The organism is Robbsia betulipollinis, assembly GCF_026624755.1.
Taxonomy (GTDB): Bacteria; Pseudomonadota; Gammaproteobacteria; order Burkholderiales; family Burkholderiaceae; genus Robbsia; species Robbsia betulipollinis.
The window spans coordinates 1,004,116-1,025,229 of sequence record NZ_JAPMXC010000001.1; the positions used below are offsets into that span (position 1 = coordinate 1,004,116).

The following is a 21,114-nucleotide window of genomic DNA, read 5'->3' on the forward strand; positions in this document are numbered from 1 at the left end:
AGACCGTGGGAAATGACCGAGAAATACCGTTTTGATCCCCGGATGGTTTTTTTCTCGAATCGTTACAGTCACGTTGCGTAACCCCACGCAGCACTCCCCAAGAGGACCGTAACGTGAATTACCTGAAAGGAATCGCGCTCGGCGCGATGACCGCCGCGATCGTCAGCGCTGCCCCCGCGATGGCGCAGGAAGTGTTTGTGCAAGGCGGCACGCAAGGCGGCGGCATCGGCGCGGCGCTGGGTCTGACCAGTTGGGCGGGCCTGCATACCGATATCGACGGTTTCAACGTGACCCACGACTTCCATGCGGGCGACAACGAGTTCCACGGCACGATGCACGTACGGCACGCGGGCCTGTATCTGGACCTGTTCCCGTTCGCCGGCAGCGGTTTTCGGGTCACCACCGGCGCGCTGTTCAACCGCGACCGCCTCGAAAGCGACGCGGTGCCCGAGAACGGCTACTACTCGCTCGACGGCACGCGTTTCCCGGCAGCCTTGCTGGCCGGCCAGACGGTGTCGATGCAGGCGCGCTTTCCCACGGTCATGCCCTATCTGGGTCTGGGCTTCGGTCACAAGCCGGTCAGCAAGGGTCTGGGCTTCGTCGCCGACATCGGCGTCGCCTACGGCCGGCCGCGGGTGAGCTTCTCCGGACCCGAAGCGCTCGCGGTGCTGGGCGGCTCGGCCGTGGTGGACGAAGAGAACAAGATTCGCGACACGATCCAGCACTATCGCCTCTACCCGGTGGTACAGATCGGCATCAGCTATCGTTTTTGACGGTGTGATTCCGCATCAGGTTGATGCTCAAGTTCGGGATCGATCTGCCGCTATAGAGGAACCGTAAAATACGGTAGACATCAAGAGGAATCACTCGCATGTTCTTTCAATCGACACTCGCGTCCAGGATCGCAACCGGATTCGCCACGCTCCTGCTTTCGCTGGTGGTGCTGACGGGGGTCGGCATCGTTCAGGTCAACAAGATCAACAACAGTCTGATCACGATCAACGACGTCAATGGCGTGAAAGAACGTTACGCGATCAATTTCCGCGGCAGCGTGCACGATCGCGCGATCGCCGTGCGCGACATCCTGCTCGTGCCGGCGAGCGAGTTGCCCACGGTGGTCGACCACATCGCGCAACTCGAAGCGGTCTACCAGCAATCCGCAGAGCCGATGGATCGGCTGTTCGCCGCGGGCACGGGCGTCTCCCCGGCCGAGCAGGAACAGTTGCAGAAGATCAAGGCGGCCGAAGCGCGGACCATGCCGCTGGTGCATCAGGCGATCGCCATGCAACAGCGCGGCGAGACCCCGGCAGCCATCGCGCTCGTGCTCGCGCAGGCACGCCCCGCCTTCATCGAATGGCTCGCCTCGATCAACGGCTTCATCGACATGGAGGAAGGGCTGAACAGCACGCAGACCGCGGCGGCGCGCAGTGTCGGCGTGAACTTCCAGTATCTGATGGTTGGCCTGAGCATCGCCGCCATCCTGCTCGGTTCGGTCATTGCCTGGCGCATCACGCGTCATATCACGCTCGCGCTGGGCGGCGAGCCGCAGGACGTGAAGCGGATCACGACGGCGATCGGCGACGGCAATCTGGCGCTGCCCCTGAACCTGCGTACCGGCGACACCGACAGTATCCTCGCCTCGCTCGGCCGGATGCAGACTGCGCTGCGTACCGTGGTCGACGATGTGCGTGAACATGCGGACGGCGTCTCCACCGCCAGCGGTCAGATCGCCCAGGGCAGCGCCGACCTGGCAAAGCGTACCGAGGAACAGGCTTCGTCGCTGCAACAGACCGCCGCGTCGATGGAACAGGTCGCGATCACCGTGCGCAATACCGCCGACAGCGCGCAACAGGCTCGCACGCTGGCGACCACCACCGCGACCGAGGTCGAGCGCGGCAGCACGATGGTGCAGGGCATCGTACGTACCATGGCGGGCATCACCGCGGAGTCCAACAAGATCGCCGACATCACCTCGGTGATCGAGGGCATCGCCTTCCAGACGAACATTCTCGCCCTGAACGCCGCGGTCGAAGCCGCCCGCGCCGGCGAGCAGGGTCGGGGATTCGCGGTGGTGGCCACGGAAGTGCGCTCGCTCGCGCAACGCTCCTCCAGCGCCGCGAAGGAGATCAAGGGATTGATCGGTGCCTCGGTCGAGCGCGTGCACACCGGTGCCACCGAAATTCACGGCGCGGCGGAAGCCATGGCGCAAATCCTCAGTTCGGTGCGGCGCGTGAACGACATCGTCAACGATATCGCGCATGCCTCGGCCGAACAGGCGAGCGGCGTCGACGGCGTCGGCCGGTCGGTATCGCATATGGACGAAAGCACGCAGCAGAATGCCGCGCTGGTCGAGCAGACGACGGCGGCGGCGCAATCGCTGGACGAACAGTCCCGGCAACTGCGCACCGCAGTGGGCGTGTTCCGCACACGCTGAACGTCGCGCGCTATTTCGCCAGGGCGTCCTCGTGCATCTTCTGCGCGACCGCCCTGTAGTCGTAGGTCGGATAGAACTCGGTGCGATAGCCGCCCCATGCGGTCGTTTCGATCGCGCGGTTGACCTCGCGCAATTTCTCCGCGGGGACCCGCAACGTCACCACCTGCCCGATGCCCATCATCACGTACCACGACACGACCTGTACGCCGGGGGGCGGGAACGTCTTGAAATAGCCCTGCTCGGCGAGCTGCTGGTTGATCCTGGGTAGCGGCCTGGATTCGTCGTGCCGCAGGAAGATGGTCAGCAGGAAGGTACCGTCGCCTACCGGCACGGGCGGCGACGCACCGGTCGCGGCCGGGCTGCCTTGCGCCAGCGCGGACAGCGGCAAGCCCACCGCCAGGGCGAGCAAAACGCCCGCGAGCCAACTCGTTTTCTTCGACATGGGTAGATCCTTCGGTGGCGGGGAAAAGGTCGCGCCGCGCTGCCGCCTGCCGCGCGGGGAATGTACCTTCCCATGATCGTTCAAAACGCCCGCGCCGGCTGACACCCCGATCTCGCGATTCGATCCCGCATGCCGCTGAACCCCCGCCATCGCTTCGACGCTGCTTCAACGCCGTATGACGCCTTGCGTGCGCCCTGCGATATCCATGACGTATGCGACATGGGTTTCGTATGTATTGTACTTTCCGCGTAACAATTCGTAATCTGGGAGCGCACCATTCCATAACATGAATAAACGGGGACACGGGCGCCGCAGGCGGCCGGGTCACTCCAAGGAAGGAGACACGATGAGAATCCACCCGATCCCGGTCCTGATCGCCGGAACGCTGGGCCTGGCCGCGTGCGGCGGCGGCAGCACCACACCCTCCGAACTCGCCGCCGCCGCGGCCCTGGTCAAAGCCAGCTCGCAGGCCAAAACGCCCACCGCCGCCTGCTCGGCCCTGCTCGGCGCGCGCCTGCCGGCGGCGGCGATCGGCGAGCCGACGACCGGGGCGGTCGTCACGGCCGCCACGCTGGTCGAGGGTGGCGCCGAGTACTGCCGCATCAATGGCACGATCGCACCGGTCGATCCCACCGCGGAGAACATCACCTTTCAGGTCAATCTGCCGACCCACTGGAACCACCGGGCGCTGCAATACGGCGGCGGCGGCTTCGACGGCACCCTGATCACCGGCGTCGCGGCGCTCGACATGGCACCCACCGGCTCTGCCACGCCGCTCGAACGGGGCTATGTCACGTTCGGCGACGACTCGGGCCATCAGAGTTCGAGCATCACCAACGGCACCTTCGCGCAGAACGACGAACAGCTTGCGAACTATGGCGGCCTGGATCTGAAGAAAACTCACGATGTGGCCCGCGCCCTGATCTTCGCGCGCTACGCGACGCAGCCCACCCATACCTATTTCTTCGGCAGCTCGACCGGCGGCCGCGACGGCCTGAGCGCGATCCAGCGCTGGCCCCTGGACTACGACGGCATCGTCGTCAACCGGCCGGCCCTGGCCTATACCGGCCTGCGGCTGAGCAATGTGCGCCTGGGCCGCGCGCTCTATCTGAACAATGGCGTGGGCTGGCTCGACGTGGCGAAGACCGTGCTGCTGGAAAACGCCGTGATGGCCCGCTGCGACGCGCTCGACGGCGCGACCGACGGCCTGATCGCCGATGTCCCGGCCTGCAAGGCCCAATCCGCTGCGATCCTGGCGTCGCTGCGCTGCGCCGGTGGCGTGGACGCCGGCGACACCTGCCTGTCCGACGCGCAGATCGCCACGGTGGACACGATCGCCGCGCCCCTGGTCCTGCCCTATCCGCTCGCCAATGGCGTGACCGTCTACCCCGGCTACAACCTGCTCGCCGGATCGGTCTTCGCCGGACCCTACACCACGCGCGATCTCGGCACCCGCGCGCAACCGGCGAATCCCGCGACCAAGGCCGACGCGAACCAATGGGTGACGGGCGATCAATGGGTCAAGTATTTCCTGACCCGCGACGCGACGATCGATTCGCTGTCGATCGACCCCGTCAGCCCCGGCACCTATCAATCCCGCGTGCAATTGCTGTCCGCGCTGACCGATGCCACCAATCCGGATCTCGCGATCTTCCAGGCCCGGGGCGGCAAGATCATCATGACGCACGGCCTCGCCGATGAAATCGTCAGCACCGATTCGAGCGCCGCGTATTACGACACCCTGGTCACCCGCTTCGGGAAAACACGCGTCAACGGCTTCGTGCGTTACTTCCAGTTGCCGGGCGTCGGCCATGGCACCGGCCCGTTCGACCCGGCGATCGACTCGCTGCCCGCGCTGGAGGCGTGGGTGGAGCGCGGCGTCACGCCGGATGCGCTCACGATGAGCGATCTGAACACGGCAACGCTCGGCCGTACCCGGCCGCTGTGCCGTTATCCGTCGTGGGTCCGCTACGCGGGCGGCGACGTCAATGCCGCGAGCAGCTTCGTGTGCAGTCCGGCGGCGTGACATCCGCACCGGAAACAGCCGGAAAACGCCTTTTGTTCAGGCTTTTGCCATCCCGAGGATATGACACCATGCAGAGATCCAATTTGAGAAGCGGAGCCTGGCATGGGCAACCTTATTGCAGCAATTGGCCGTTGGCTGAATCCTCCCGCGCGCGGCGTCGTCATGGGTGCGCGCGTGAACCACTTGCACTTCGGTAGCCTCATCCACACGGACGGACGCGTCGAAGCGATCAGTCCGTGGGGCCGAGCGCTGGTCCACTGGCCCCGGGGCGACGGCAGCGAATGGCTTCCTGCCCGCCAGCTCGTCGTGACGGAGTCAACGCCGTTGCGGCACCATTGACGCGGCGCGATGCCCCTGCCGATTTATAGGGCGACCGGACTATAGGGCGACAGCCCCTTCCCGATCCCGGAAACAGCCTTGCCTGCAAAGGTGCGTCACACCCGTTCGCGCTTCGGTGCGTCGCCGGCGATGGATGACGGCGCGGGCCGTGGCTCGGACTTCGGCGCGTCCTGCCCCGTGAGCAACAGATCGCCGGCCACCAGCACCAGCAGCGCAGCCGGCGCCAGCAGGGGCAGACGCAAGCCGGCCGCGAGCGCGCCCACGCCGGCCGCCAGACCGTAGAAGAGCCAGGCGAGACCGGGCAGCAACACCTCGCCCAGCGAGGGGACCTTCTCGCCCGGCCGCCGGCCGAACCAGCCCGAGAGATAGCGTCCGACCAGCGCGTCGCTGAACTTCACCATATTGTTCGTCACGACGATGGTCTGGATCGACACCCCGCCGAATGTCGACACGGTTTCTCCCTGCATCGCCATCGCCAGGCCGAGCAACGGCAGCTCCAGCGGCACGCCCGCCCCGGCACGCAGCCGGACCACGCTCGCTGCCACCAGCACCGCCGCCGCCACGACCAGTTCGACCCCCGGCCGGCGCAGATGCCGCTTCAACAGGCTGGCGACGATGCCGCCGATGAAAAACAACGCCACCGCGAGGCCGATCAGCAAGAAGCGCGGCCACTGACCTCGCGCGAACGTCAGGCCAAGCTCGACCGTGTTGCCGGTCATGATGCCGGGATAGACGCCGCCGATATCCAGGAAACCGATGACTTCGACATAGCCGGCGATCGCGGCCAGCGCGATGACGCGCCGCAGCGACACGAACAAGGGCGGCGCGACGGGAGACGTGACGGGAGACGTGGCGGGTGTCGATGCAGGAACGGGCATGGCGGTCCGTGGGGTTTTATACGATCTTACCTGCCGGGCCCGGTGACCGCCCGGTCGAATGGCGCGGCCGTAACGCTCGAACGCTGGACAGTCCTATGGAGATATTGATATACGTTAGAATCGTTGCCGACACATCTATGAAAAGCGAGGTCGTGCGAACCCATGGCGCATCCGAATCCGCAAAACTTACGGATAGCGAAGGGTCGGCTCAGACCGTCGATCGTCGCCTTGCCGTTCGAGAAAAGCCCGCACCCCGCGGCGCGGGAACTGCTGACCGAGCAGGCGCAGGACGCGCTTGCGGGCATCTCCGAACTGGTCCGCCTGCCCGCGCACCAGGTGCTCTACCGCCAGGGCGAGTCCGCGGACTGCGTCTACAACATCGTCGGCGGCGCGGTACTCACCTACGAACTGTTGGCGAACGGCAACCGGCACATCACGGCGTTTCTCTTTCCGAACGACCTGCTCGGCCTGAGCACGCACGGCGCGTATATCGCCACCGCCGAGACCCTGAGTCCGGTCGTCGCCTACAGGATTCCGATCGATGCGCTGCGCGACACGCTCACCCACGATCCAACGCTCAGCGTCGGCCTGGTGCTCAAGCTCTGCCACGACCTGCGCGATGCGCAGCACCATGCGATCACGCTGGCGGAAAACGCCGCCCATGCCCGCGTCGCCGGCTTTCTGCTCTGGCTGAGGGATGCATTGAAAAGTCCGGCCGACCCGCTCTGTCTGCCGATGGCGCGCCAGGACATCGCCGACTATCTCGGGCTATCGGTCGAATCGATCAGCCGGGCGTTGCACCTATTGGAAAGCGAGGCCGCCATCCTGCGCGTCGGGCCGCGCCAGATCCGGTTGCTCGACCTGGACAAACTGGCGTCGTTCAGCGGATTGGATGCCTGAGCGTCCGGCCGGCTGGAAAGATTCGGCCTGGTCTGGTGGACGTCCATCCCACCAATCTCGCGGGCGTCGGCGCGCGGGTCGTTCTACGCAGGGGCAACTTCGCAGGGATTGACCATGCTCCCCGGAGCATGCCGTCAAGACCGCGCGCGTGGAAGACGGTACGCCGGCCCCCGGTACGCTGATGGCATTGTCGGGGGGCGGCACACGGGTCGCCCCGGGGCGCGTTCCCGCGGATGCCATCGTGTTCCAGACCTTGCAATGCCAGCGCGTGACACCGCAGGGCATGGTCGAAATGGGTACCTTCGACGCCGCGGGGGATAACGACGGCGCAGTGAGCGATCGTTCGATATCCTCGGGACACGCGCCATATCGGAAATGCGCAAAAGAGCGACGCCCGCTCCTGCAACCATCGCCTGTCAGCTGAAATCACGCGACAGTCAGGGGGATCGCCACACAGCGCATGGCGATTAATTCGATCGTTTACTCAAGTAATGGCGAATGAAGTCGATAAAGGGATTTCATCGAGTATAGCCGCATGCGGGAAAGGGCATCCACCCACACCTGCAAACTCAGAAAATCGAATAGTTGCGCCACGAACGAGAACAACAATGAGAATACGACAAGTCGTACGGCAGATATCCTTTAGCGGATTTTCCTGCGCGATACTTCTGACAGCCGGTTGTGCTTCCATTGTCGGCGGAATGCATCAATCGGTATCTGTCCAGACACAGTCGGCCGATGGAAAAATGATTACCGGTGCCAGTTGCAAACTCCAGAACGCGAAAGGCACATGGTATATAAATACGCCAGGCAGCCTCGAAGTGCACCGCGCTTATGGCGATTTATCCATCTCCTGCAGAAAATCCGGCAAGCAATTCGGCAATACAACCGCGATATCATCGGCTCGAGGCTGGATGCTCGGCAATATTGTTTTCGGCGGCTTCATAGGGGCAGGCGTCGATATCGGAACGGGCGCCGGATTCGGCTATCCGGTCGATATCACCGTTTCGTCCGAGAACGACATCGGCTCGCCCGCGGAGTCCGCATCCGTGGCGACGACGACGCCCGTCGCGGAAACGCCGCCCGTCGCGAAAACGACGCCCGTCGCGAAACAATCTCCCGTCGCGAAACAATCTCCCGTCGCGTCATCGTCTGTCTTGATGATGTCGCCCGTCGCGAAGGTCGCGGACGACGGAGCCGATCGAGACGCCAGCGAATTGCCGACCATACGGCGGGAGGTCCCAAGCGGCGTTGCGACGCTGGTTGCCGCACACGCAGATTGGGAAAAACTGTGCAAAACCCGCGGCGCCACGCCCGTTGTCAAAGTGCTTGGCGAATCACAACACGGAACGCTGGAAATCAGACAGGGCGTATTCGTTGCGCCGGTCGAGGACGCCTCTCCGACGTGCACGAGCGGAAAGATTTATGGCACGCAGATTTTCTATACTCCGAACCCGGGATTTCATGGCACCGACCGCCTCCAGTACGAGGTTGCGACTGCTACCGGGCGATTCACCCGCGTGGTGGACATCGTCGTTCAGTGATGTAGATTGCGCTGATTTTCCACGATCGTGGAATGACTGCAGCGCTAAATCGCCCGAGACATCGCACGTGGCGTCGGGCAGAATCGCCGACGCCACGGGATCGCTTCGTTGCATACGTCCGAACGCATCCGCATCCGCATCCGCACCCGCAGCGCGGCCGCCGCAACCCCGTACCGCCCCGCTTCAAAAACGCAGCGTAAACGCATAAAAATAAGAAAACGCTGTTTCAATCGTTTCAGTTCGCGTCCCCTCCCCACCCACCAATGGACCGTCCCCGGGTCCCCTCCCCGCTCATCGCATCGGTACGACGTCTCTCGACCCCGATTCCTCTGATTCAAGTGTTTCACCGAATAATTTTCGTGAGACAGTCGACTGTATTCTGGCCCCACTTCGAGAGTACAGCGCATGGACAAATCGACGGTTTTGCAGCTCATCAAGGAGCGATTCGAATCGCTTTCAAAGCAGGAATGCATCGCCGCGAACTATATCCTCGCCCATCCGAACAAGGTCGCCGTGATGTCGATGCGCGATCTCGCCCGCCTGAGCGCCGTCGCGCCGGCCACCATGACGCGACTCGCGAAGCGGCTGGGCCTGAGCGGCTATGAACCGTTGAAGTCCGCATTCGTGGAAACGATGCGCTCGCAAGGCTCGCCCTACGGCGGTCGCGCCCAAAAAATGGTTCTGCTCAACGAAAAAATCGGCGAGCGGGCGCATGTCCAGGAGTTGATTCACGGCGCCGTCGATCACATCCAGAGAATCTACGAAAAAGACAACGTCGACGCGATCATTCGCGCGGCACGCAAACTTCGCCGCGCGCGTCAGATCCATTGTCTCGGGCTGAGATCGTCGTTTGCCGTCGCGTATCAGCTCAGCCACGTCGCCTCCTACTTCGCCGGGAACGTGCGGCTGGTCGACGGTGCCGGCGATAGCGGCGTCATGACCCTCCTGCATCAAACGTCGACGCAGGACATCGCGCTGGTATGCAGCCTGCCGCGTTATTCCCGGCGCGCCGTCGCGCTCGCGGGTTTTCTGCACAAAAAAGGCGTGCCGATCATCGCCATCACCGATAGTCCCACCTCGCCGGTCGGACGCCTGGCATGCGAGACGATTCTCGTTGGCAACGGCACCGCATCGTTCTTCGACACCATCGTGCCCGCCCTGCTGGTAACCGAGATACTCATCGCCTTGCTGGCGACCGACCCCAAGACCGACACCGAAGCACGCGTCTCGGCGTCCGAGGCCCAGCTTACCGGTCTGGACGAATGGTGGGACGGACGCTAGCGTCAATGCACTTCGCGATCACGGGCGCCTTTCCCGTTATTCACCCCACGAGGAAAACATCAATGAAGCCGATTATCAAAGCGCTGGCCGCCGCGGCGGCCGTTTCGATGCTGGTTGCGCCGGCGGCCCGGGCCGAGACCTTGCTGCAGCACATCGTCAGCAGCAAAACCCTTCGCGTCGCCGTACCAAATGACTACGCGCCCTATGGCTCCGTCGGCCCCGACATGCAGGTGGAAGGCATCGACATCGATACCGCAAAGCTGGTCGCGAAAAAGCTCGGGGTGAATCTGCAACTGGTTCCCGTCACCGCGCCCACCCGTGTCGCCTATCTGCAGACCGGCAAGGCCGACATCACGATTTCCTCGCTGGGTAAAACCCCCGAACGCGAAAAAGTCATCGATTACACCATCGCCTACGCGCCCTTCTTCGATGCCGTCTTTGGCAGAAAAGAACTTCCCGTGAAGGGCTTCGCCGATATGAACGGCAAGACGATCTCGGTTACCCGAGGCTCCATGCAGGATCAGGAAGTCAGCACCAAGGCGCCCGGCGCGGTGATTCATCGTTACGAGGACAACAATACGACCGTCCAGTCCTTTCTCTCCGGGCAAACGCAGATGATGGCGATCGGGACGACCGTCGCGGCCGCGATGGAGAAGCAGCACCCCGGGATGGATCTGGGTTTGAAAGCCGTCCTGTCGAATTCGCCCTGCTATATCGGCGTGCCGAAGGGCAATCCCGACCTGGTCGCGAAACTCAACGGCATCCTGAGAGCCGCGAAGGCCGACGGCACGATCAACGCGATATCCATGAAATGGCTTGGTGCGCCGTCGGGCGACCTGCCCGAGTAACGTTGCATGCAGACAGGCATCCATCCGATTGCGTCGATGGCGCGCTGGCTGACGTCGGTGCGCACCGAGTCGATACCGGCACAGGTCCGATCCGTCGCGAAGCGCGCCTTCATCGACACCGTGGGGGTCGGCGTCGCCGGCAGCGCCCTGCCCGTCGCACGCAGCGCGCGCGATGTCGCGCTCCTGTGCGGCAGCGCGGGCGACGCAACCGTTTTCGGCCCCGTTCATGCCCGACGTCATGCCGCGACGGCGGCATTGGCCAATGGCGTGGCCGCGCACGCGCTGGATTGGGACGACAACAGCTATGCCGGTTTCGTGCATGCCTCGGCCGTCGTCGTTCCTGCCGCGCTGGCCATGGCGCAGGATCGCGCGCGCTCCGGTGCCGCGATGATCGACGCCTATATCGTGGGGGTCGAATGCGAATTCGCACTCGCCACTGCACTCGGGACGGTCCCCTATGACCGGGGTTGGTGGACGACGAGTTTGTTCGGCAGCGTGGGCGCCTGCGCAGCAGCCTGCCATGCGCTGCGACTCGACGTCGTCACCACCCAGGCCGCGCTCGGTCTGGCATTGACCGGCGCGGGTGGCGCCAAAGCGGGTTTTGGCACCGATGCAAAGCCCCTCATGGTGGGGCGCACGGCGCAGGCCGGCATCCTGACCGCGCTGTTGGCGGATGCCGGATGCACGGGTCCCCTGAATGCCGTCGAGGCCGCCAATGGCCTCGCAGGTCTCGTCGGCGATGGACAGTGCGATCGCGACGCCTTCGCCATGCTCGGGCGGGAATGGCGGCTCCTATCGCCGGGCATCGACATCAAGCGCATGCCGGTCTGTCTCTCGTCCCACGCCGCGGTGGATGCCTTGCAGCACATCCTGATCGAGAGGCCGGGCAACGCGCCAATCGATCGCATCGTATGCGACGTTCCACCGATCGTCGTAAAGAATCTCGGATATATCCTGCCGGATACGCCGCAACAGGCGCAATTCAGCATGACGTTCGCCATGGCGGCAACCGTCATCGAAGGCAGTGTCGCGCGCGCGCAGCTGCACGCCTCCATTTTGCGACGCCCGGATGTCATCGCCATGATGCAGCGCGTCCACATGGTATCCAGCGCCCGCTGGGATGACCCCGCTCTTTCCCGCAGCGCCCCCGAGGGCGCGTGGGTACGTGTCGAATTCCGCGACGGCGCCACCGTCGAGCGGTTTTGCGCCATGCCGCCGGGCGCCGGTTCGCGACCGCTGTCCGATCGACAGCTCGACGAGAAGTTCGTCGAATGCGTGAGCCCGGTCTGGGGCCTGCCTGCATCCGGGGATTTACTGGAACGCTTGCGCGCGCTCGATCAATGTTCATGCACCCGCACGCTGTTTACAAAACTGCCGGGTTGGTCCGGCTGAACCGCGGATGTTCCGCAACCGCCCTTTCCGCTGCACCGCAGCGATGCGTGTCGAACCGACTTTATCAGGAGCCTCACCGTGACATTCCCGCTTACCCACCCCCCTTCGAAAAAGCACCAGAGCTTTCTCTGGTCGCCCATCTGTAGCGACCTCGATACCCTCGACGCCCATATCGCCATCCTGGGCATTCCTTTCGGGCAGGCCTACATCGGCGAACACATCAGCAACGACCAGAGCACCGCACCGGATGCGATCCGTGCGATGAGCGATCGCATCTGCCGGGCACTGCACCACTACGACTTCGACGTCGGCGGCCCCATCTATGACAACCGCGCCCTGAAGGTCGTGGACTGCGGCAACGTCCCCATCGACCCGCGCGATCTGAACACCCATGGCCCGCGTTCGGAACTCGCCGTTCGCAAAATACTGAAGGCCGGCGCCATGCCGATCATCCTCGGCGGCGACCATGCCATTCCCATCCCGGTGCTGCGCGCCTACGACGACCAGGGCCCGATCACCCTGATCCAGATCGATGCCCATCTGGATTGGCGCGACGAGATCAACGGCGTACGGGAAGGCCTGTCCAGCCCCATTCGCCGGGCATCGGAAATGGCGCACATCGGCGACATCTTCCAGATCGGCTTGCGCGCCCAGGGCAGCGGCCGCCAGGAAGACTACGACGCGGCGGTGGCATACGGCTCGAACCTGATCCCCGCGTACGAGGTGCACGAAAAAGGCATGCAATCCGTGTTGGACCGCATTGCCGACGGCGGCCGCTACTATCTGACGATCGATGCCGACGGCCTGGACCCGGCGATCGCGCCGGCCGTCGCGGGCCCGGCGCTGGGCGGCATCACCTATGTGCAAATGCGCCAGCTCATTCACGGACTGGTCAAAAAGGGACGCGTGGTCGGCATGGACATCGTCGAGATCACGCCGTCCCTGGACGTCAACAACATCACGTCCATCACCGCGGGCCGCCTGATCGTCAATATGATCGGTGCGGCGGTACGGGCGGACTACTTCGACGCGCCGCGCGTTGGGTGACGGGCAAGCGGAAGGCGACTGCCGTCAACCATGATTGACGACGGCTTCAGCTCACCCGTCCGGCATTCGTCCCGGGCCGGCTTTGAAAGCCCGGCAGCGACGTGCCGGGCCGGGGCCGTTCACACCTTGGCAGATGCCGCGCACTACATGCGCATTCCAGCAACGGCCCTCGTCCACCGCACCCCCGACGGCATCACGCTCGAGGACGCCGCCATCATCGACCTGCTCGCCCGCGGACTTGTCACGTCCCGGGGCATCGTCACGCACGGCTTTAGCCTCGAGGAATGGGACGAGGCCATCCGGGTCGCCGACTCGCTCGACTCGATCAAGGTATTGTTGAAACCGCAGTGACCGTTTCGGGTTACCACCCCGCCGCCACCCTCCAGCGAGCCAGAGACATGCGTTACGTAATCGGCATCGACATCGGTACCCAGAGTACCAAAGCCCTCCTCACCGACACCACCGGACGCATCGTCGCGCATCACAGCGCCGCGTACCGTCCCGACACGCCCGCGCCGCTGTGGGCCGAACAGTGGCCGGCCGTCTGGCTCGACGCGGTCACGCGCACCATCGCGCTGTGCGTCGCGCAGGCACGCGCGCAGGGCATCGACCCCGGGCAGATCGCCGGCCTGTGCATCAGCAGCCTGTATGGCGGCTCCGGCATTCCGGTCGCCGACGACATGACGGTCCTCCACCCCTGCCTGATCTGGATGGACCGCCGCGCGACAAAAGAGGTCGACTGGGTGCGCCGCACGCTCGACGTCGAGCGCCTGTATGACATCACCGGCAATGGCCTCGACAGCTATTACGGCTATACCAAAATCCTCTGGCTGCGCGAGAACCGGCCCGACATCTGGGCGCGCACCCGGTATCTCCTGCCGCCGAACGCCTACATCATCCAGCAGTTGAGCGGCGAACTCGCGGTCGATCATTCGTCCGCCGGCAATATCGGCGGGGTCTACGACATCCGGCGCCGGCAGTGGTCGGACGAAGCGCTGGACATGCTCGGCATTCCTGCGGCGATGATGCCCGCGCGCCTGGTCGACTCCTCGGAGGTCGTCGGCGGCCTGCTGCCGCGCTGGGCAGAGACGCTCGGACTCGCGCCGGGCACCCCCCTCATCGCCGGCGGCGTCGATGCAGCCGTGGCCACGTTCGCCGCCGGCGTCACGCAGGCCGGGCAACATGTCGCGATGATCGGCACCAGCATGTGCTGGGGCTACATCAACCAGCAAACGGACGCCCGTCACGGCCTGGTCAGCATGCCGCACGTTTTCAACGGCCGGGACGACCTGTACGTCTTCGGCGGCGCGCTCACCGCAGGCGCGTCCGTCACCTGGTTCGTCGAGCAGTTCTGTCAGGCCGAAGTCGCCGCGGCCCGCGACACCCCGCACCACGATGCGCACCGTCTTCTCGAAGCCGACGCCGCACAGGTGCCGGCCGGTGCCGACGGCGTCCTCTTCCTGCCCTACCTGATGGGCGAGCGCAGTCCCGTCTGGGATCCGCAGGCCAGCGGCGCGTTCGTAGGCCTGAGCCTCACCCATTCGCGCGCCACGCTCTACCGCGCCGTGCTCGAAGGCGTCGCCTTCGCGCTGCGACACAATATCGAAGCCGGACGGCGCGGCGCGCAATCGCTGGACGCATCGCTGATCGTCGTCGGCGGCGCCGCGCACTCCGACCTCTGGATGCAGATCATCGCCGATATCACCGGCTTTCCGGTGCTGTCGATCGCCGAGGACGTCGAGGCCGCGTTGGGTGCCGCGCTGCTCGCCGCGCTCGGCTCCGGGCTCGTCGACCGCGACGCTGCGAAAAAAGGCTGGGTCACTCTCGTGGAAAGAGCCCGGCCCGACCCGGCGCGCCAGGCGCGCTACGATGACCGGTTCCAGATCTATGCCGATCTCTATCCTGCGCTCAAGCCGCTGATGCATCGTCTGCAGGAACGCTGAACGGGAAGACCCATTTCGATCGTCTACCGGGGTAACGGAAACTGCACCGGCTGCGACCACCCTGTCCGGGTCGCCGCCTGCCGTCGGAACCTTGACGCTGGAGAAAGAAAGAGGGTTCCTTCTGCAATGGCAAATGAAGTCGATAAAGCGATTTCATCGGGTGAGGCCGCAAGCCGAAAGCGGCTACACCAGCAAATTCAAAAAATCGAATAGTTGCGCCACGAACGAGAACAAGAATGAGAACGCGGCGAGTCATACGGCGGCTATCCCTTGGCGGGCTTTCCTGCGTGGTACTTTTGACGGCTGGCTGTGCGTCCATTGTAGGAGGAATGCAGCAATCGGTCTCCATCCAGACACAATCGGCCGATGGAAAAATGATCAATGGTGCCAGCTGCAAACTACAGAATGCGAAGGGCACCTGGTATATGACCACGCCGGGCAGTCTTGTCGTACATCGGGCATACGGCGACCTGTCGATTTCCTGCAAAAAATTCGGCGACCCGTTCGGCGATGCCACAGCGATATCATCGGTCCGAGGCTGGATGTTCGGCAATATCGTGTTCGGTGGTTTCATCGGTGCGGGCGTCGACCTTGGAACGGGTGCCGGATTCAACTATCCGGTCGATATCACGGTTTCGGGCAGGAATAACTTCAACTCGGAGACAGCGTCTTCGTTCGTTGCGAAGGCACCGCGTACAGCGGTTTGGTCGCCGGTCGCCGAAGCATCGCGCGTTGCTCCGTCGTCGTCCACCCGTGCTGAACCGGTACACGCCACTGCGACGTCGGCGCCCACTGCCGCTGCGGCCCCAACCACCACCATGTCGCCACGCCTTGCGGCTTCGGCGCCAGTCGCGAAAGTCGGGCAGGACGACTCCGACGGCTTCGTAACAGAATTGCTCGACGTACAGCGGAACGTTGCAAGCGGTACCGCAACAATGATTGCCGCACATGCCGATTGGCAGCAACCGTGCAAGACCGATGGCGGGTCGCCCATGGTCAAAATGCTCGATGCACCGCGACACGGGACACTCGATATCAAGCAAGGTACCTTCGTCGCGCCAGACGGCGACACGCCCGTGTTTTGCGACAATGGAAAAATCCACGGCACGCAAATTTTTTACGCGTCCGACCCTGGATTTCACGGCACCGACCACTTCCGTTACGAGATCATGACCGCGACGGGGCGATTTTCGCGGGTGGTGAACATCATTGTGGAGTGAGACGGGCAGGCTTGCGAGATAACGACGGTGCGCGCGATCCGCACCCGGCTCGCGCGCACCGCAACGCATGCGTGGGTTTCCACCGGCTCGGGCTCCGCGCGACCCGTACCGACACTGCCCGGCTAGAACAACGCCGCCCCCCACTCATCACCGTAACGATCACGCCCGCACAGGCGTGAAACCGTCGGGACTCCAGTCCTCGAGGTTTCGCGCCTTCTTCAGACTGTCGTGGCAATCCGTCGTGTGCGGCGCCTGGGCACAGGCCTGCCAGATCGTCATGTCGTTTTGCCGGGCATGCAGGGCGAGACGCGAGCGCCAGATCGCACATCGTCCCGGGACACGGCGCAACCGGCATCATTCGAGCACACGTGCATCCCATCCCAATACTGCGGTCCGTGCCACGGCGAGCAGCTCTTCCCGCGTCGCGCCATCGCGCGCCAGGATCGACATACCGCCCTGCACTGCCTGAACGAAGCGCGCCAAAGCATGCACATCGACCGACGCGGCCAGCTCGCCCGCGGCAATCGCCTGCGCGATGCGCTCGGTCAAGCGTGACAATGTCATGCCCCGTGCTGCCCGGACCTGTGTGCCCAAGGTTGCATACCCTTCGCTGCCGACCGCCGACAAGGTCACCATGCAGCCGCGCGGCAAGTCGCTGGCCGCATTCCCCAACGCCTCGGCCGAATCCGTCAGAAAAGCGGTGATCGCCTCGCGTGCCGTCTTTGCCGCCTGAAATCCAGCCCAGACGAAAGATTCAGAGTGCTTGCAGTAATGTGCGAGGGACTCCGCATACAGCGACTCCTTCGAGCCGAACGCCGCATAAAGGCTCTTCGCCCCGATACCCATCGCTTCGGTCAGATCGCTCAGGGAAGTTGCCTCATAGCCCTTTTCCCAAAACAGGCGCATCGCTTCGCGCAACGCCAGGTCACGGTCGAACGCACGTGGACGACCCCGCGCGCGTGTCGCGGTCGTCTTGCTATCCGGAACGAGGGACTGGGTCGAAATTGGTTTCTGCATCGTTCACTGTATAAACCATTTGACTATCAGCGGCAAGACGATATACATTTATGCAACGATCACTGCATAATTGGTGACGCAGACAGCAGCCCTTTACTGAAGACAACTGGAGCACTACTTTGACGGCATTCACCTCCTTGGCAACGGATTTGACAGGCAAGCACGCATTGGTGACAGGTGGTTCACGCGGAATCGGCGCAGCGATTGCATGGGCGTTGGCCGAACGCGGCGCAGATGTCGCCATCACCTATGAGCGGTCCGCGGATCACGCCGCAGAGGTGGTGACCGCGATCGAAAAGCAAGGCCGACGGGCGTTCGCCATCCAGGCCGACAGTGCCGATGCGGCCGCGGTGAAACGCTCGGTCGCGAATGCCGCAGAACATTTGAATGGCTTGGATATTCTCGTCAACAACGCCGGGATTGCGCGGGGCGGCGACTTTGTCGACATGTCGCTCGACGATATCGATGCGTTGTTGAACGTCAACGTGCGGGCTCCGTGGCTGGCGTCGCAGGCGGCCATCCCCCTTCTACCCGAAGGCGGCCGGATCATCACCATCGGCTCTTGCCTTGCCGAGCGCGTAGCGGTCGGCGGCGTGACCGCATACTCGGCGACCAAATCCGCGTTGCTGTCGTTCACACGAGGTCTTGCGCGCGAACTCGGTCCGCGCGGCATCACCGTCAACGTGGTGCAACCGGGCCCGATCGATACCGATATGAACCCCGCCGATAACGGCGATTTCTCCGAGATGAATCGTCGAATGACGGCATTGGGGCATTACGGGAAGCCGGCTGATATTGCCGCAATGGTGACGTTTCTGGCATCGCCTGCCGGCCGCTTCGCCACGGGTGGAGTGTTTACCGTTGATGGTGGGACTAATGCTTGAGTACAAAACGGTCGCGGAGGTCAGCCCAGCGTTCGATCTTTCGCCTTCAGAGATCGAGTAGTAGATAGAAGCTGACGAACGGGCCCTTGGCTTCAGACCCAGGATTCATGCGCTGCCCTCGGTCGCACAGGCGCCAAACGAGCGCTGGTCAGGAACTACGGGCTGTCGCAGCCGTTCACCACGCCGCACTGTTCGCAGCAAAACGGCATGGTCGAGCGCGTGATCTGCACGCTCAAAGAGCCGTGCACGACCGGCATCGCTTCGAGAGCTTGCAGCACGCGAGTCGCACGATCGGAGACTGAAGCCAGTTTACAACCACCGGTACCGGCACCAAGCGTCGGGAATGCGCACGCCCGTACAGGCATTCAATTTAACAGCCTGATGTGTGCAGGTTCCGATGGGTCATACATCCATGGGCAAGAATTTTGTCCACGATAAGATGTCTTTACCGAAGTCCTACTGGTTAGCCCCGTCTTCTCATTCGCCATCATGTCGCTGTCAAGCTGGTGTACGGGCCCATGGCCCACCTACTGTGCTCCGCATGACGTTCCATCGAAGATGTCTGGAACCCTACGCAGTGCCTGACGCGATGCTTGCCAAATCGCTGGAAAACGCCGCCCGAGGATAGGCCATCATGCCGAATCTGTTCAGTCCCTACACGCTCAAGGATGTCACGCTGCGCAACCGCATCGCGATGTCGCCGATGACCATGTACAGTTCCGTCGAGGGCAGGCTCGATGATTATCATGTGAGCTATCTCGGTGCTCGCGCCGCCGGCGGCTTCGGCCTCGTGTTCGGCGAGCAGATGGCGATCACGCCGGATGGGCGCACCACGAAATCCTGTGCCGGGATCTGGAGCGATGACCAGATCGAAGGTCACGCCCGTGTGGCCGCGATCATCGAGCGCATGGGCGGCGTGCCGGCGATCCAGCTTGGCCACACCGGGCGCAAGGGCAGCGAGCTGCCGCCGCACAAGGGCACGAATTCGGAGGGCACCTGGCGGCAGCTGCCGCCCGACCACCCGGACGGCTGGACCTGCAAGGCCCCGTCGGCGATCCCCTATGGCGGCGGTGGCCACACCTACCCGGTGCATGCGCTGACCGTCGACGAGATCAAGGCGCTGCACCAGTCCTATGCCGATGCCGCACGCCGTGCGCTCGAAGCAGGCTACAAGTGGCTCGAGATGCACTACGCGCATGGTTATCTGGGCGCCAGCTTCTTCTCTCCTCTCGCCAACCAGCGCACCGACCAGTATGGCGGCAGCGTCGAGAACCGGGTTCGCTTCCATCTGGAGGCGCTCGACGCGGTACGGGCAGTCTGGCCGGAGCGCTATCCGCTGACCATGCGGCTCGGCTCCGACGACCTGCATCCCGCTGGCACGCAGTTCGAGGATTCCATCGTCGCCATCGGGATGATGAAGGAGCACGGGCTCGATCTCGCCGACCTCTCGCTCGGCTTCAACACCGACGAGATGGTGGCGGCGCCGATGAACGAGGTCGGCTTCATGCTGGAGCGCGCACACCGCGTGCGACGCGAGGTCGGCATCCCGGTGGCGACCAGCTGGAACCTCGGCATACCGGCCAATGCCGATCGGGCAGTGCGCGAGGAGCAGGTCGACCTCGTCATGCTGGGCCGCCCGGCCCTGGCCAATCCGCACTGGCCGGTCTGGGCCGCACGCGAACTCGGCCACGACGATCCGTTTTCCCTGGTGCCGCAGGACTGGGCTTGGTGGCTTCGTAACTTCCGCGGTCACCAGGGCAGCATCGGCTGGCCGGACGCAGGCGCAAAGGCGGAGCAAGCATCCGCAGCGCGTGACCGTATCTGATGTCGCCGTTCAAATTCGCCGGCGACGACTCCGATCAAAACGGAGTGGCCGATCGGGCCGGGGGCCAAGGGCGTTGGTACCGGCTTGAGGGCCGAACGGACCGGTGGCCCCACCCGGTCGACAAGACGCTTCTCCTGGAACTTTTATCCGATGTCCCGTGTTATGTATGTGCCGTGAAGGACTCACATGCCTGCGCGACGTTTCCGGCTGCATTAGATAAGCACGACAGACCATACTAGGGGTATGAGATGGTCAGTAACGCGACTTCACACTATTACACTCCGTGCCGTTGCAAAAGGTAAAAATAATTTCAGCGGATTGCTGGGAAGGGTTATAAACCCATGATGACTGTAAAAACATGCTGCAATTCCGTCTTTTTCATCAACGACCAGCACATACGCAGCAATTTCCGCACATACAGCCCGACCGAGGCAGTTTCTTTGCAACAGCAGAAGGCAAATCAGCAAGGAGTACGCTGGTAGACGCCAAAGTGTAAAACCCGGCAACTCGACCAGCATCAGTCACCGCGACGAAGCATGCCCTAACCCGTCGACGTACATCTTGCGAACTTGCGTTCGAAAATATCGATTCAATGGCTCTGAGCCTGAATCGCCCCAGGGCGATTCAGACCTGCCAACGTTCCACCGAGATTCGCCAGCTGCGCTGGAGCCAGGTGGATTACACAGAAGGCGTCATTCACTTCGTGCCGAGTAAAACAGCGTCCTCGACTGGTGAAGCGGTTGACTGGCCCATTACTCCTCCGATAGCGGCAGTTCTCGACCGAGCAAAAACTATCGGAGTGCGTAGCGAATACGTAGTTCTCGATCGGCATGGGGAACCCAAGCGCGACGCCGCATGCCACGATGCTCGGCGTGACGGTAAGCGACGTGCGGATTCGGAAGACCGACCCTATACCGTGAAGGACATTCGTGCCAAGGCCATGACCGATGCCAAACGGCAGGGGTATGACCTGGATGTTTTGCAGATAGCGGGCGCACACGCGGATCGTGCGACGACAGCGGGATATATCAAATCACGCGACATCCCAGTTTCGACGGTGAAACTTGATCTACCGCTGGCGTCTGAGGTGTAAA

Annotated in this window: 19 protein-coding genes and 1 pseudogene; 15 read left to right on the forward strand and 5 right to left on the reverse strand. The window is 63.4% G+C overall.

Annotated elements, in window-relative coordinates:
• Positions 1 to 113 precede the first annotated feature (113 nt).
• Positions 114 to 773, forward strand: coding sequence for a hypothetical protein (locus OVY01_RS04335; RefSeq protein WP_267845910.1), 660 nt, complete (start codon positions 114 to 116; stop codon positions 771 to 773).
• Positions 774 to 871: 98 nt separating this feature from the next.
• Entirely contained in the window at positions 872 to 2,434 is a 1,563-nt protein-coding gene (locus OVY01_RS04340; RefSeq protein WP_267845912.1) for a methyl-accepting chemotaxis protein, read from the forward strand.
• Positions 2,435 to 2,444: 10 nt separating this feature from the next.
• Here the strand turns inward: OVY01_RS04340 and OVY01_RS04345 are convergent, their stop codons facing one another.
• The gene (locus tag OVY01_RS04345) at positions 2,445 to 2,876 is read right to left on the reverse strand and encodes a hypothetical protein (protein WP_267845913.1); all 432 of its coding nucleotides are present in this window, start codon (positions 2,874 to 2,876) and stop codon (positions 2,445 to 2,447) included.
• A 346-nt stretch (positions 2,877 to 3,222) separates the two neighbouring features.
• Between OVY01_RS04345 and OVY01_RS04350 the strand changes: the two genes are divergently transcribed.
• Entirely contained in the window at positions 3,223 to 4,902 is a 1,680-nt protein-coding gene (locus OVY01_RS04350) for a tannase/feruloyl esterase family alpha/beta hydrolase (protein ID WP_267845915.1), read from the forward strand.
• A 434-nt stretch (positions 4,903 to 5,336) separates the two neighbouring features.
• Here the strand turns inward: OVY01_RS04350 and OVY01_RS04355 are convergent, their stop codons facing one another.
• Entirely contained in the window at positions 5,337 to 6,119 is a 783-nt protein-coding gene (locus tag OVY01_RS04355) for a YoaK family protein (RefSeq protein ID WP_267845917.1), read from the reverse strand.
• A gap of 228 nt (positions 6,120 to 6,347) precedes the next feature.
• Here OVY01_RS04355 and OVY01_RS04360 point away from each other — a divergent pair, with 228 nt between their 5' ends.
• From OVY01_RS04360 to OVY01_RS04400, 9 genes and pseudogenes are all read left to right on the forward strand, one after another.
• Complete coding sequence (locus OVY01_RS04360) at positions 6,348 to 7,019, forward strand: Crp/Fnr family transcriptional regulator (RefSeq protein WP_267845919.1); 672 nt, start codon at positions 6,348 to 6,350, stop codon at positions 7,017 to 7,019.
• A gap of 608 nt (positions 7,020 to 7,627) precedes the next feature.
• Positions 7,628 to 8,563, forward strand: a complete 936-nt coding sequence (locus OVY01_RS04365; protein WP_267845920.1) for a hypothetical protein — start codon at positions 7,628 to 7,630, stop codon at positions 8,561 to 8,563.
• A 405-nt stretch (positions 8,564 to 8,968) separates the two neighbouring features.
• Complete coding sequence (locus tag OVY01_RS04370; protein WP_267845921.1) at positions 8,969 to 9,844, forward strand: MurR/RpiR family transcriptional regulator; 876 nt, start codon at positions 8,969 to 8,971, stop codon at positions 9,842 to 9,844.
• A 5-nt stretch (positions 9,845 to 9,849) separates the two neighbouring features.
• A complete protein-coding gene (locus tag OVY01_RS04375) occupies positions 9,850 to 10,692 on the forward strand; it encodes a transporter substrate-binding domain-containing protein (protein ID WP_267845922.1) in 843 nt (280 codons plus the stop codon).
• A 6-nt stretch (positions 10,693 to 10,698) separates the two neighbouring features.
• Complete coding sequence (locus OVY01_RS04380; protein ID WP_267845925.1) at positions 10,699 to 12,084, forward strand: MmgE/PrpD family protein; 1,386 nt, start codon at positions 10,699 to 10,701, stop codon at positions 12,082 to 12,084.
• A gap of 78 nt (positions 12,085 to 12,162) precedes the next feature.
• Positions 12,163 to 13,131, forward strand: coding sequence for an agmatinase (locus OVY01_RS04385; RefSeq protein ID WP_267845926.1), 969 nt, complete (start codon positions 12,163 to 12,165; stop codon positions 13,129 to 13,131).
• A 216-nt stretch (positions 13,132 to 13,347) separates the two neighbouring features.
• Positions 13,348 to 13,482, forward strand: a pseudogene (locus OVY01_RS04390) (erythritol/L-threitol dehydrogenase); the annotation flags it as partial.
• A gap of 47 nt (positions 13,483 to 13,529) precedes the next feature.
• On the forward strand, positions 13,530 to 15,074 hold the full coding sequence (locus OVY01_RS04395) for an FGGY-family carbohydrate kinase (RefSeq protein ID WP_267845928.1): 1,545 nt from the start codon (positions 13,530 to 13,532) through the stop codon (positions 15,072 to 15,074).
• Positions 15,075 to 15,403: 329 nt separating this feature from the next.
• Entirely contained in the window at positions 15,404 to 16,294 is an 891-nt protein-coding gene (locus OVY01_RS04400; RefSeq protein ID WP_267845929.1) for a hypothetical protein, read from the forward strand.
• Between the two features lie 354 nt (positions 16,295 to 16,648).
• Here OVY01_RS04400 and OVY01_RS04405 read toward each other — a convergent pair whose 3' ends face one another.
• Positions 16,649 to 17,311, reverse strand: coding sequence for a TetR/AcrR family transcriptional regulator (locus OVY01_RS04405; protein ID WP_267845931.1), 663 nt, complete (start codon positions 17,309 to 17,311; stop codon positions 16,649 to 16,651).
• 119 nt (positions 17,312 to 17,430) lie between these two features.
• Here OVY01_RS04405 and OVY01_RS04410 point away from each other — a divergent pair, with 119 nt between their 5' ends.
• Complete coding sequence (locus tag OVY01_RS04410) at positions 17,431 to 18,195, forward strand: 3-oxoacyl-ACP reductase family protein (RefSeq protein ID WP_267845933.1); 765 nt, start codon at positions 17,431 to 17,433, stop codon at positions 18,193 to 18,195.
• A gap of 155 nt (positions 18,196 to 18,350) precedes the next feature.
• On the opposite strand, the gene OVY01_RS04415 is transcribed toward OVY01_RS04410, so the two are convergent.
• A complete protein-coding gene (locus OVY01_RS04415) occupies positions 18,351 to 18,473 on the reverse strand; it encodes a hypothetical protein (protein ID WP_267845934.1) in 123 nt (40 codons plus the stop codon).
• A gap of 356 nt (positions 18,474 to 18,829) precedes the next feature.
• On the opposite strand from OVY01_RS04415, the gene OVY01_RS04420 reads away from it, so the two are divergent.
• Positions 18,830 to 20,020: an NADH:flavin oxidoreductase/NADH oxidase gene (locus OVY01_RS04420; RefSeq protein ID WP_267845936.1), complete on the forward strand. Its 1,191-nt coding sequence runs from the start codon at positions 18,830 to 18,832 to the stop codon at positions 20,018 to 20,020.
• A 266-nt stretch (positions 20,021 to 20,286) separates the two neighbouring features.
• On the opposite strand, the gene OVY01_RS04425 is transcribed toward OVY01_RS04420, so the two are convergent.
• Complete coding sequence (locus OVY01_RS04425) at positions 20,287 to 20,538, reverse strand: hypothetical protein (RefSeq protein WP_349293487.1); 252 nt, start codon at positions 20,536 to 20,538, stop codon at positions 20,287 to 20,289.
• A 74-nt stretch (positions 20,539 to 20,612) separates the two neighbouring features.
• Between OVY01_RS04425 and OVY01_RS04430 the strand changes: the two genes are divergently transcribed.
• Complete coding sequence (locus tag OVY01_RS04430) at positions 20,613 to 21,113, forward strand: tyrosine-type recombinase/integrase (protein WP_267845938.1); 501 nt, start codon at positions 20,613 to 20,615, stop codon at positions 21,111 to 21,113.
• Position 21,114 lies beyond the last annotated feature (1 nt).

Excerpts from the sequence above, each read along its gene's own strand:
- OVY01_RS04340 (WP_267845912.1), top strand. The coding sequence starts at position 872 with ATGTTCTTTCAATCGACACTCGCGTCCAGGATCGCAACCGGATTCGCC.
- OVY01_RS04345 (WP_267845913.1), bottom strand. The coding sequence starts at position 2,876 with ATGTCGAAGAAAACGAGTTGGCTCGCGGGCGTTTTGCTCGCCCTGGCG.
- OVY01_RS04350 (WP_267845915.1), top strand. The coding sequence starts at position 3,223 with ATGAGAATCCACCCGATCCCGGTCCTGATCGCCGGAACGCTGGGCCTG.
- OVY01_RS04355 (WP_267845917.1), bottom strand. The coding sequence starts at position 6,119 with ATGCCCGTTCCTGCATCGACACCCGCCACGTCTCCCGTCACGTCTCCC.
- OVY01_RS04365 (WP_267845920.1), top strand. The coding sequence starts at position 7,628 with ATGAGAATACGACAAGTCGTACGGCAGATATCCTTTAGCGGATTTTCC.
- OVY01_RS04370 (WP_267845921.1), top strand. The coding sequence starts at position 8,969 with ATGGACAAATCGACGGTTTTGCAGCTCATCAAGGAGCGATTCGAATCG.
- OVY01_RS04375 (WP_267845922.1), top strand. The coding sequence starts at position 9,850 with ATGCACTTCGCGATCACGGGCGCCTTTCCCGTTATTCACCCCACGAGG.
- OVY01_RS04380 (WP_267845925.1), top strand. The coding sequence starts at position 10,699 with ATGCAGACAGGCATCCATCCGATTGCGTCGATGGCGCGCTGGCTGACG.
- OVY01_RS04395 (WP_267845928.1), top strand. The coding sequence starts at position 13,530 with ATGCGTTACGTAATCGGCATCGACATCGGTACCCAGAGTACCAAAGCC.
- OVY01_RS04400 (WP_267845929.1), top strand. The coding sequence starts at position 15,404 with ATGCAGCAATCGGTCTCCATCCAGACACAATCGGCCGATGGAAAAATG.
- OVY01_RS04405 (WP_267845931.1), bottom strand. The coding sequence starts at position 17,311 with ATGCAGAAACCAATTTCGACCCAGTCCCTCGTTCCGGATAGCAAGACG.
- OVY01_RS04420 (WP_267845936.1), top strand. The coding sequence starts at position 18,830 with ATGCCGAATCTGTTCAGTCCCTACACGCTCAAGGATGTCACGCTGCGC.
- OVY01_RS04425 (WP_349293487.1), bottom strand. The coding sequence starts at position 20,538 with ATGCTGGTCGAGTTGCCGGGTTTTACACTTTGGCGTCTACCAGCGTAC.
- OVY01_RS04430 (WP_267845938.1), top strand. The coding sequence starts at position 20,613 with ATGGCTCTGAGCCTGAATCGCCCCAGGGCGATTCAGACCTGCCAACGT.